This is a genomic window from Candidatus Pelagibacter sp. HIMB1517, from assembly GCF_052047895.1.
Lineage (GTDB): Bacteria > Pseudomonadota > Alphaproteobacteria > Pelagibacterales > Pelagibacteraceae > HIMB114.
Genome location: NZ_JBNAIW010000006.1, coordinates 76,428 through 87,731, shown reverse-complemented (window position 1 = coordinate 87,731; position 11,304 = coordinate 76,428). Strand labels below are relative to the sequence as shown.

Annotated in this window: 14 protein-coding genes and 1 pseudogene; 3 read left to right on the top strand and 12 right to left on the bottom strand. The window is 31.1% G+C overall.

Annotation, left to right across the window (positions count from 1 at the left end; all coding sequences use genetic code 11):
* The 8 genes and pseudogenes from ACTTAT_RS04180 to ACTTAT_RS04145 all read right to left on the bottom strand — a co-directional run.
* Nucleotides 1-300 (bottom strand): annotated as a pseudogene (locus ACTTAT_RS04180) (hypothetical protein); the annotation flags it as partial.
* Nucleotides 301-1,182, bottom strand: a complete 882-nt coding sequence (gene serB / locus ACTTAT_RS04175; protein WP_440679823.1) for a phosphoserine phosphatase SerB — start codon at nt 1,180-1,182, stop codon at nt 301-303.
* The gene (gene serA, locus ACTTAT_RS04170; RefSeq protein WP_440679822.1) at nt 1,175-2,755 is read right to left on the bottom strand and encodes a phosphoglycerate dehydrogenase; all 1,581 of its coding nucleotides are present in this window, start codon (nt 2,753-2,755) and stop codon (nt 1,175-1,177) included. The genes serB and serA overlap by 8 nt, the downstream gene beginning before the upstream one ends.
* Nucleotides 2,756-3,904, bottom strand: coding sequence for a phosphoserine transaminase (locus tag ACTTAT_RS04165; protein WP_440679821.1), 1,149 nt, complete (start codon nt 3,902-3,904; stop codon nt 2,756-2,758).
* 53 nt (nt 3,905-3,957) lie between these two features.
* Nucleotides 3,958-4,629 carry a CADD family putative folate metabolism protein gene (locus tag ACTTAT_RS04160; RefSeq protein WP_440679820.1) on the bottom strand — a complete coding sequence of 224 codons (672 nt, stop codon included), beginning with the start codon at nt 4,627-4,629 and terminating at the stop codon, nt 3,958-3,960.
* A 145-nt stretch (nt 4,630-4,774) separates the two neighbouring features.
* Nucleotides 4,775-5,050, bottom strand: a complete 276-nt coding sequence (locus ACTTAT_RS04155) for an HU family DNA-binding protein (protein ID WP_009359988.1) — start codon at nt 5,048-5,050, stop codon at nt 4,775-4,777.
* A gap of 123 nt (nt 5,051-5,173) precedes the next feature.
* Nucleotides 5,174-6,274: an RIP metalloprotease RseP gene (gene rseP, locus ACTTAT_RS04150; protein ID WP_440679818.1), complete on the bottom strand. Its 1,101-nt coding sequence runs from the start codon at nt 6,272-6,274 to the stop codon at nt 5,174-5,176.
* Nucleotides 6,274-6,888 carry a LysE family translocator gene (locus tag ACTTAT_RS04145; protein ID WP_440679817.1) on the bottom strand — a complete coding sequence of 205 codons (615 nt, stop codon included), beginning with the start codon at nt 6,886-6,888 and terminating at the stop codon, nt 6,274-6,276. Before ACTTAT_RS04145 ends, rseP begins: the two co-directional genes overlap by 1 nt.
* Before the next feature lie 90 nt (nt 6,889-6,978).
* Here ACTTAT_RS04145 and ACTTAT_RS04140 point away from each other — a divergent pair, with 90 nt between their 5' ends.
* Both ACTTAT_RS04140 and ACTTAT_RS04135 read left to right on the top strand, forming a co-directional pair.
* Nucleotides 6,979-7,491: a bactofilin family protein gene (locus ACTTAT_RS04140; RefSeq protein WP_440679816.1), complete on the top strand. Its 513-nt coding sequence runs from the start codon at nt 6,979-6,981 to the stop codon at nt 7,489-7,491.
* A gap of 16 nt (nt 7,492-7,507) precedes the next feature.
* The gene (locus ACTTAT_RS04135) at nt 7,508-7,828 is read left to right on the top strand and encodes a bactofilin family protein (RefSeq protein ID WP_440679815.1); all 321 of its coding nucleotides are present in this window, start codon (nt 7,508-7,510) and stop codon (nt 7,826-7,828) included.
* A gap of 219 nt (nt 7,829-8,047) precedes the next feature.
* Here ACTTAT_RS04135 and ACTTAT_RS04130 read toward each other — a convergent pair whose 3' ends face one another.
* The 4 genes from ACTTAT_RS04130 to folE are packed head-to-tail and all read right to left on the bottom strand — an operon-like array spanning nt 8,048 to nt 10,783.
* Nucleotides 8,048-8,932: a LysR family transcriptional regulator gene (locus tag ACTTAT_RS04130; protein WP_440679814.1), complete on the bottom strand. Its 885-nt coding sequence runs from the start codon at nt 8,930-8,932 to the stop codon at nt 8,048-8,050.
* A 1-nt stretch (nt 8,933) separates the two neighbouring features.
* Nucleotides 8,934-9,929 carry an MDR family oxidoreductase gene (locus ACTTAT_RS04125; RefSeq protein WP_440679812.1) on the bottom strand — a complete coding sequence of 332 codons (996 nt, stop codon included), beginning with the start codon at nt 9,927-9,929 and terminating at the stop codon, nt 8,934-8,936.
* A gap of 6 nt (nt 9,930-9,935) precedes the next feature.
* Nucleotides 9,936-10,172 carry a zinc-finger domain-containing protein gene (locus tag ACTTAT_RS04120; protein WP_009359981.1) on the bottom strand — a complete coding sequence of 79 codons (237 nt, stop codon included), beginning with the start codon at nt 10,170-10,172 and terminating at the stop codon, nt 9,936-9,938.
* Nucleotides 10,172-10,783, bottom strand: coding sequence for a GTP cyclohydrolase I FolE (gene folE / locus ACTTAT_RS04115; protein WP_440679811.1), 612 nt, complete (start codon nt 10,781-10,783; stop codon nt 10,172-10,174). The genes ACTTAT_RS04120 and folE overlap by 1 nt, the downstream gene beginning before the upstream one ends.
* A 59-nt stretch (nt 10,784-10,842) precedes the next feature.
* Here folE and hisI point away from each other — a divergent pair, with 59 nt between their 5' ends.
* The gene (hisI, locus tag ACTTAT_RS04110; protein ID WP_440679810.1) at nt 10,843-11,304 is read left to right on the top strand and encodes a phosphoribosyl-AMP cyclohydrolase; all 462 of its coding nucleotides are present in this window, start codon (nt 10,843-10,845) and stop codon (nt 11,302-11,304) included.

Here is an 11,304-nt window from a genome sequence, read left to right as displayed (position 1 = left end):
ATCTAAAATTTTATTTAATTTTAATTTTTTAAATAAAAAAAAATCAATAATATCTTTTTTAAACCTCTTAATCCAAAATTTTTTGTTAATAGTATGGTCATAAGCCTCAACTTTTACAAATTTATTTAATTTTATAAAATGCTTTTCGAATTCCCAATCATCATTTAAGCCGAGAGTTATTATTTTTTTCGTTAATTCCAAAGATTTTTTATGAATGACATATCCGCCGTCATTAATGGGGCCAATTCTTTTAAGGTTATTTAAATTAACTTTATAAGGCTTGAGATAGGATTCAAGCATCTAACTGACAAATTCCTTTTCCTTAATTCCAATAAAATACAAAACAGTTTTTAAATCTGTATACTTTATTTGAGTTGGTATATTATCTTTGATGATTTGATGTGCATGATACCCAATACCCAAACCTGAATGCTTGAGCATCTGCAAATCATTAGAGCCATCACCAACTGAAACCATTTCATCAAAAGAGATATTTTGTTCAGATGACACTTTTTCCATATATTTATATTTAGAATTTTTCTCTCCAGTGATAGGAATATAATCACCAGCAAAACAATCATTGTCATCAAAATTAAATTCATTGCTAATCACATTCTTAAAACCTAATTTTTCTCCAACAAATGTCGAGATTGGTTTGAACCCCCCTGTAATTAAATTACTTTCAAATCCCAATTTATTTAATGTTGCTACTAAAGTTTTTCCACCAGAATTAAATTGAATGCCTTTTAGCACTTCATCTATTAAACTTTTGGGCTGACCTTTTAAAATTTCTACTCTATTTTTTAATGTTGTTCTCAAATCAATCTTACCTTCCATTGCTAATTTACTAGTTTCATCAACATTAAAATCTGAGCCAGTAATCTTTACTAAGTCATCTAAAGTTTCATTGGCAATCATAGTGGCATCCATATCACATAATAAAATTTTAAAGTTTTTATAATTTTTATCTCTGATGCAAAAATCAACTTTTTTATCGTCGAAAATTTTTTCTAAATTTTGAGTTTTATTTTCATCAAAATTTTCTATTTCAACTTCTAATGCTTGATTTGAAAGAATATTCGAATTTATTATATTTAAAGATAAATTTTCTTCACAAAATTTGATCAAATCGCTAGGTGCAAATGCTTCATTTGCAACTAATGATAAAAATTTATTATTCATTAAAAGTAAGTGTTTTTGCTTGAATAACTAGTGGCAATTTTTTTATACTATCTAAGACTTTTTCTTCTATCGGATTGTCTGTAGATATAAGGGCAATGGCTTCTCCGCCACTATCTTTTCTTCCAAGATTAAATGTTGCGATATTAATATTATTATCTGATAATATTTTAGATAAATTACTTATAAAACCCGGTTTATCCTCATTGCTAATATAAAGATTATGTTTAGCAAGTTCAGCTTCAATTTTGATACCTTTAATATTCACTATTCTTGGCTTGCCACCAAATAAAGTTCCCGAAACTGATCTTGTTTGTTTATCTGTCTCGATAGTAAGAGTTACGCATGACTGATATTCACACGCTTTTTCATGCTTGGTCTCTGATATCTGAATAGATTTATTTTTTGCAACTAAAATTGAATTAATAACATTCACACCATCAAAATTTGATTTTAACAGTGCGCAAATCATAGTTTGCATTAATGGCTGAGTATTTATTTGTGATACCTGGCCTTCAAACTCTATTTCAATTCTTTTGATAGCATTCTCTGTTAATTGTCCTGCAAATCCACCTAATTGCTCAGAAAGTTTTAGGTAGGGCTGTACGGAATTATATTCTTTAGCTGTTAATGAAAAAGTATTCACGGCATTTGTAATAGCACCAGTTTTTAAATAATCTGAAATTTGTTCTGCAACTTGCAAAGCAACTTTTTCTTGTGCTTCAGTTGTGGATGCCCCTAAATGAGGTGTCATAATTAAATTTTTGGTTCCAAGTAAAGGACTATCTTTTGGAGGCTCATTTACAAAAACATCTAATGCAGCACTTGCGACATGACCACTTTCCAGATTTTCTCTCAGAGCTTCTTCATCAATCAATCCACCCCTGGCACAATTTACAATTCGGATACCTTTTTTCATTAGTTTAAATGAATCTTTATTTATAATATTTTTTGTCTTCTCAGTTAAAGGAGTATGCAAAGTTATAAAGTCAGATCTTTTAAATAAATCGTTTAATTCAACTTTTTCAACTCCCATATCCTTTGCTCGCTCGTCTTGTAAAAACGGATCAAAAACAATCACTTTAAAATGTAATCCTAAAGCTCTATTGGCAACGATTGAACCAATATTTCCGCAACCTATTACTCCTAGAGTTTTTCCAGTTACCTCTACTCCTTTGATTGAAGATTTTTCCCATTTTCCTTCATGAGTAGTTTTATCTGCAAAAGGTATTTGTCTTGCAGTAGATAAAATTAATGTAATTGCGTGTTCTGCCGTTGTTATAGAATTTCCAAAAGGAGTATTCATTACAACTTTTCCATTATTGGTAGCGGCCTCAAGATCAATATTATCAACTCCAATACCAGCTCTTCCAATCACTTTAAGTCTTTTGGATTTTTCAATAATATTTTTATTAGGCTTTGTTGCGGATCTAACAACTAGACCATCACAAGTTTCTAATTCTTTTATTAATTCTTCTTCGCCTAGACCAGTTTTTACAACTGCTTCAATTCCATTTTCTTTAAAGATGCTTACCGCTTCCTCACTAAGCTTATCTGCAATTAAAACTTTATACATTTAGCTGCTTACTACAGCATAAGCCCAATCTAACCAAGGTAATAAATTTTCAATATCAGAAGTTTCCACAGTTGATCCACCCCAGATTCTAAAACCAGGAGGTGCTGTTCGATATGAATTAATATCGTATGCTACTTTTTCTTTATCCAAAAGATTGTTGATTTCCTTAATTTTATTAGATTGTTCTTCTTCACTTAACTTTAAAAAGTTACTGTCTTTAACTTTCAGACAAATGCTGGTTGAAGATAAATTTGATTTATCCTCACATAAAAAATCTGCCCAATCACTTTGTTCAACCCAATATTTGACTGCATCAAGATTTTTATTTGATCTATCAATTGCACCTTTTTCACCACCTATAGACTCAACCCAAGCTAATGCATCAAGAGCATCCTCTACACAAAACATGGATGGGGTATTGATAGTTGCACCTTTAAAAACTCCGTCAGCCAACTTTCCTTTTGATGTTAATCTATATATTTTTGGTAATGGCCATTTAGGTTTATATGTCTCTAAACGCTCAATTGCTTTTGGAGATAATGCAATCATTCCATGGGCACCCTCACCGCCTAATACTTTTTGCCACGACCATGTGATAACATCAAGCTTTGCAAAATTCATTTCCATGGCAAATACAGCGGATGTTGCATCACATAAAACTAAACCTTTTCTATTATCTGGTATCCAATTTGCATCAGGAACTCTAACTCCTGAGGTTGTTCCATTCCAATTAAAAAGAACATCTTTATTAAAATCTACTTTTGATAAATCTGGTAATTTACCATAATCAGCTTTGTGAACATTGCTTCCTTGAATTTTTAATTGGTCAGTAATTGTTTTTGCCCAGTCCAATCCAAAACTTTCCCAAGCTAAAACTTCAGCGCCATTCGGTCCAAGCAAATTCCACATTGCAGCCTCAACAGCTCCAGTATCAGAGCCAGCTAATATTCCAACTTTATAATCAGCTGGTAAGTTTAAAATTTTTTTTGACTGTTCAATAACTTGCAATAATTTTTCTTTTGCAGGTTTTGCCCTATGTGATCTGCCCAATGTTTCCAAGTCAAACATAGATGTATTCCAACCAGGTCTTTTTTTACAAGGACCTGAGGAAAAATATGGACTATTAGGCTTTGTTGTTGGCTTAGACATTTAGATTTTTAGCGCAGCCGTTTTGTATGGCTGCGCTTTTAAGAATTAATTATTTAGGCTGCACACTCCAAAGGTAATTTGTGCTTTAAAGCTACTCCAGATAAAAAGTTCCACATAAATTTAGCAGTTGTTAGCGCTGCTTTTTCTGCTTTTGCTTGTTCTTCAGGAGTAAGTTCGTCTAAAAGTTTTTCACATTCAGCTCTATGGATTACATCTGCATCTTTGTGAACTTCAAAGAACTGTAGCCCTTCTTTAGTATCGACACCATAGTGTTGTTTTAATCCAGTAATTTTTACATCAGCAACTTCTGGAACTTGTCTTTCATAGGTATAAAAAGAACCAAGTCCTTCGGCATAACTTGATCTTGCTTGTTTGAAAAAATTATCGATCATATCTTTTGTGAAACTATCTTGATCTTTAGTTTCAATTTCCTTGTCATCAGCTCCCAACGCCATTGCAAACTGTTTCCAAAGTTTAGGATGATCATTGTCTCTATCTTCTTCTTCTTGTAAATTTTCCAAAAGCACTTTTCTTTTTGAAATATCTTCACATAAAGAATGTGTTGCACTGATATATCTTGGGAAAGCTTTTACGTGCTGATAATACTGCTCAGCATAATCTTTTATAATTTCTCTATTTAATTTTCCTTCATTCCACGCTTGGTAAAATGGATGTTTTAATAGATGATATTCATCTAATTTATCTGCTAATTTTTTTGAAAACATATCGACTCCTATATAATTAATTAAACTAACTTTATTTTTATTGATCAATAATTCAATCAATAAAAAAGTGATTTATTTAATTGTGTGAAAAAAATAAGATTTAAAACAGCCTTATTTTATTGGAAAATAAGGCTGTTTTGAAAGACTATTTATTGAACATGTCTTTTAAAGCTTTTGCAGGTAAAAACTTCACTTTTTGCGAAGCTGAGATTTGGATAGTTTCCCCAGTTCTTGGGTTTCTTCCTTGTCTTGCTTTTCTTTTTGCTACTTTGTAAGTACCAAAACCTGCAATTTTTACCGCGTCATCATCTTTAAGCGCATCTAAAATAATATTAGTTATGCTATCAAATGTTCTCTCGGCATCAGCTTTACTTAAGTTTAATGTGCTAGAAATTTTAGCAACAAGCTGTTTTTTGTTCATTTTGGTCCTTTCGAATCGTTAATAATTAACATTCTTTCAAAAACTCAATAAAATCAACGAAAAATCATTTTGGGGGACTTTTTAACCACAGATTTCAACTAATAGTTTGTAAAAAACGACTTTTTAAAACAATCCAAGACTTTTAAGATCATTAAAAGTTGCAAAAAACATTAGAGTAAACAAAACAGCCATTCCAAATTTATAAAAATAAATTTGAACATTTTCACTTAACGGTTTTCCTCTTAAAAATTCAATTAAATAAAAAAATAAATGACCGCCATCCAACAATGGTATTGGAAATAAATTAATTAAGCCTAAGCTGATTGATATATATGCCATGATCGATAAGAAAGGTATCAATCCATGTTCAGCAACCTTTCCTGAAATTTGTGCAATTTTAATAGGACCTCCTAATTGATCGGCACTTTCTTTTCCAACAATCATTTTTCCTAAATAAGATAATGTCATTGAAATTGTATTATAGGTTTCTTTAATAGATAAAAATATCGCTTTTGATGGACCAAGTTTTTCTCTTTCCATTTTACCTTTGAGAGGAGCTATTTTTATTCCAATTAATTTTCTTTCAATATTATTACCAAAATTGTCCTTAGTAATTTTTTTTTCAGGTTCAATAATAAAAGATAAAGGTCTTTGATTTCTTAAAACCTCTACCTTCACTTTATCGGATTTACTTGTGGTTATGTATAAAGCGACATCATTAATGCTTTCAATTTTTTTCTCATCAATAAAAGTAATTTGATCATTACTCTTTAATCCAGCTTTTGAAGCAGGTGAATTTTGTTGAACTTCAGTTATAATTGGAACAGTAATATCTTTTCCAACAGTCATAAAGATTAATGAGAAAATAAAAATAGCTAATATAAAATTAGCTATTGGACCTGCGGAAACAATTATTGCCCTTTGGTATAATGGCTTTGTAGTTAATAATTTTGAATGATCTTTATCATCAATTTTAGATAAACTGACAGGTTGAGAGGCTGAATTACTATCTCCGAAAAACTTTACATATCCACCAAGTGGAATTGCGCATATTTTCCATCTTGTTCCATCTTTGTCGTTAAAACCAAATAATTCTTTACCAAAGCCTATAGAAAAATCAGTGACACCAACTTTATATTTCTTTGCAAAATAATAATGTCCATATTCGTGAACAAATACAACAACAGAGATCAAAATAACAAAAGATAAAATATATTGTAACATTAAAAACCCTTTATACTCAAAACAAGTAATATTCCAAAAATAAAAACTAATGAACCAGAAATTAAATTAATTTTTCTTAAGAAATTTGAAGTTAATTTATCCTTTAATTTTATTGATAAAGAGGAAAGCGCTAACCACCAAAAAAAAGATCCAAAAAAAATACCTGTAATTATAAGCAAAGATCCAAAGTAACTGATTTCTTCCATTAAATAATTAACGTAAGAAAGAGCAGCCACAAAGGCAATTATGGTCATTGGATTGCTAATTGTTACTAAAAAGCCAGTTAATGCATCCTTGAAAGCCGTTTCATGTAGGGCATTATCAGAATTTGTATTTGGAACTTTGGTCATCATTCTTAAACCAATAAACATAATGCAAAATGCTCCTGCTAGCCTTAAAACTGGTTGATTTTCTAATGTCTCTCCTGAGATTGCAAAAAGCCCAAATACTGCAAAAAAGCCGTAAACTAAATCTGCAGTTGCAACTCCCAAACCAGTAAATATGCCTGCTTTTAAGCCATATTGAATTGATCGATTTATGCATAATAAAGCAGCAGCTCCTACCGGTAATGCAACAAAAAAACCTATTATGAGACCTGTAAAAAGATAAATCATTACAAAAAATATCAATTTACATAATAAATTGACTGGATTCTATTAATATGTTGTTTTATAAAATCTTTTTAACAAAAAGGAATTATAAAAATGGCAATTTTTGACGACGAAAATAATAATCAATCTTCTGGAAGCCCTTTTACAAGGTCTACTACTTCAAGAACATCATCAATGGATAGTACCAAGGAAGGTAATATTCATATTGGTTCTGGCGTTTCTGTAAATGGTGAAATTAATGCTCCAAATGAAGTTATCGTAAATGGTAAACACACTGGGAAAGTTGCTGCTGGAAAAATAAGTGTCAAAAATGGTGGCGGTGTTGATGGAGAGACAGCTGTAGAGACTGCTGAAATTGAAGGTAATTACGATGGTAACTTACAAGTTGCTGGTACATTATCTGTTTCTTCTTCAGGAGTAGCAAAAGGAGAAATAAGATATAAAGATTTAGAAATTGCTTTAGGTGGAAAGATTAGTGGAACAATTGCTGAAATGTCAGATGAAGATTTCCAAAAATCAAAAATCAAATTGGTAAAAGACGAAGAAGAAACGAATAAAAAATCTGGTGGCGGTTTCTTCGGTACAGCTAAAGAAGAAGATAATTAAAAATACAAAAGTCTAAATGGCATCATCAAATTCAATTCTTTTACCTGATGTTGAATTAAAAGGTAAAATAACTGAAAAAGACGATATTATACTTGGGTGCAAATTTGATGGCAACATTGCAGCTAATAAAGTAAATTTATCAGATACCGCAGATATCAATGGTGACATCAATGCAAATGAAATTGAAGTTAATGGAAAAATAAAAGGTTCTTTATCAGCAAAAAGAGTAAAAATTAATAAAGGGTGTAACTTCGAAGGAGATGTTGTTGGCGAAAGTATATCAATCGAAGATGGTGCCAATATAAAAATTCAAGCATTAACAAAAAAAGGGGTTTAATACGGCTCTGCTATTAAAGATAAGTATAATTTTACTTATCATTTATTTTGTTATTTTATTTTCCTATCAACTAATATTAAAATCAAAAAAAAAGAATCTTAGTCATAGTTATAAAGAAAAACAAAAAGAGCTTAAAACTAGATATAGATTACTAAAAGACCTTCAAACAAAATTAAAAAAACAAAAAAAACCGAGGTTAAAAAAAAGAGTTTTGAATGCCTAAAAATTCCATTCAGCAACTTTATTAAATATAAAATCCCTAAAAGCTTTTACTCTTGCAACATTTTTTAAAGATTGTGGGTAGACAAAATGCGCTTCATATTTTGGTCCCTTTGTTTCAGGAAGAACTCGAACTAAACCTTTATTATCACCCACCATATAATCGGGTAATGCTGCTAGACCAGCTCCGGCATCAACAGCTAACATTAATGAATAAATATTATTAACTTTCATTACAGGTTTTCTTTTTTGTTTAGATCCTAATTTTAAAATCCATTCTTTTTCAGATAATGGTGAGGGCGTACCTTTACCGTAAGTAATTAGATCATGTTTGTCCAAATCTTTTGTAGTTTTTGGTGTCCCTTTTTTTGCTATATATTTTGAAGAACCGTAAATATGGTAATTAATATCAACTAACTTTCTTTGAATATAATTAAGTTGTTTTGGAGGTCTCATCCAAATAGCTATGTCAGCTTCTCTTAAGCTTAAGTCTAGCTCATCATTTGTAACAATTAACTCTACTTCAATATCTGGATTCTTATCCCTAAATTCTTTAATTCTTGGAGTAAGCCAAATTCCACCAAAACCAACAACTGTGGTAACTACTAATTTTCCAGATGGTTTATCTTTTCTCTCAACAAGGTCAGTTTCTACTTCTTTAATTTTAGAAATAACTTCGTTGGCGGTTTTATATAAAGTTTCTCCATTTTCAGTTAAAGACAGCCCTCTTGCGTGTCTTTGAAAAAGGCTACATTTAAGTTCGTATTCTAAAGATTGAATTTGTCTGCTTATTGCAGATTGACTTAAATTTAATACTTCCCCGGCTTTAGTAAAACTTCCTGCTTGGGTAACAGCATGAAAAATCTTTAATTTATCCCAATCCATATTATTTATTTACGTTTACAATAACTCTTCCTGAAATTTGGCCTTTTAATATTTCAGATGAATTTTGAACTAAATCTTCAAGACCCCATTCTTGGACACCTTCGGACAACTTTTTAAAATCAATATAAGTAGTTGCTTGTGACCATAAAAATTCTCTTCTTTTTGCAGGAGCTGTAACAGAGTCTATTCCCCAAAGCTTAACCCCTCTAATAATAAAAGGCATAACAGTTGTCTCTAATTTGTAACTACTAGCTAATCCACAAGCAGCTACGATACCATTTGGTCTTGTATGAGATAATGCTTTTGCAAGTATTTTTCCACCTGTTGTATCAACTACCCCATCGTATAAGCCTTTATCAATTGGTCTTGCATCTTGATCGAGCTCTGAACGATCTACTATATTATTTGCTCCTAAGGATTTTAAAAAATCTGATTTATCTTTTTTTCCAGTTACGGCTGAAACATTATATCCAAGTTTACTAAGCGCTAAAACCGCAACACTTCCAACTCCACCTGTAGCACCTGTCACCAAAACATCTTTGATTGGCTCACCTAAAAGAATTGTTTCTCTTGCTTGAATAGCTAAAACACACATTAAGGCTGTAAGGCCTGCTGTTCCTAATATCATTGCCTTTTTGCTATCTAGGTCATTTGGCATTTTAACTAAAAAATCATCTTGAACTTTTGCATACTGAGAATACCCTCCAAAGAAAACCTCGCCTACTCTCCAGCCAGTTAATATGACTTTGTCACCCTTTTTGAATTTGTCAGATTCACTTTCCTCAACGGTTCCTGCAAAGTCTATACCTGGTATATGAGGATAATCTTTAACTAGGTTTCCTCCATTCTTTAAAATCATACCGTCTTTAAAATTTAAAGATGAATAATCTACTTTAACCAAAACATTACCATGAGTTAAAAAAGACTTTTCAACTTCTTTGACTTCTCTGGTAAAGTTTTCACCATCCTTATTTAAAACTATAGCTTTAAAACTCATAAAATTTTAATTTGATTGATGTTCTAATTTACTCTGTCTTTCATTATAAAAAAACACTCTATCCGTATCAAGATCTGCGTCCTCTTTTAAAATAAAGCAAATATTACAGTATCCACAAACTACATATCCCTCGTTTGGTTTGATTTTATAATAAACTTTAGGGCTATCTATTTGTGTCGCTACATGAGTTGTATCAACATAAACTTTTTTTAAATTTTTATATTTATCAGGAATATCAAACATTACTTTTGGTTAATATAAGATAAAAATCTTTGCTGAAGTGACTGACTATCTCTAAATGAGCCTGTGAAATAATTTGTTACAGTTGTAGCGTTTTCTTTCATTACTCCTCTAGTCGTCATGCATTGGTGAATGGCATCAATACACACTGCGGTTCCATGAGCTTTTAAACCCTTGTTAATCGCATTAGCAATTTGCATGGTTAATCTCTCTTGAGTTTGCAATCTTCTTGAGTATGCCTCAACGACTCTAGCTAATTTGCTTAGACCTACAACTTTTTCTGAAGGTATATAAGCCACATGAGCAATTCCAATTATTGGCGCCATATGATGTTCACAATGGCTTTGGATAGATATGTTTTTTTGAATAACCATATCGTCATATCCTTCCACATCTCCAAAAGTTTTTTCCAAATATAACTGAGGGTTTTCTGCATAGCCTGAAAAATATTCATCAAAAGCTTTGATTACTCTTTTTGGGGTTTCAATTAGGCCTTCACGATCAGGATTTTCCCCAATGTATTTTAATATTGTTTGAATAGCTTTTTTTGCTTCCTCTTTGCTAATTTTTTCTTCTAATTTTGCTCTAAATTCTGTTACATTTTTATTTGTCATTAAGTCCCTGTATAATTAAATTTGATTAATCTAATATACAATTATAGATACACATAACAATGTTTAAAAAAAGAATATCTGTAGAACAAGTAGAAGAAGGTAAAGAATTATGCCCTAAGTTTGATCAAAATGGGTTGATACCAGTAATCACCACTGATTATAAATCTGGAGAAATTTTAATGCACGGTTATATGAATGAGGAAGCGTTTAAAAAAACTATAGAGACAAAAGAAGCGCATTATTTCAGTAGATCAAGAAATGCTATTTGGCATAAAGGTAAAACGAGTGGATGGGTTCAAAAAGTAAAATTTATAAGAATAGATGACGATCAAGACTCTGTATGGATATCAGTTGATATTAGTGATGGAGCAAGTTGTCATGTTGGATACTACTCATGTTTTTATAGATCAATACCGCTCGAAAATAAAACTGATGATATTGAATTAAAATTTGAGGAAAAAGAAAAAACATTTGACCCTGAAATTGTATACAAGGGTCAACCAAACCCAACGAAGCTTTAA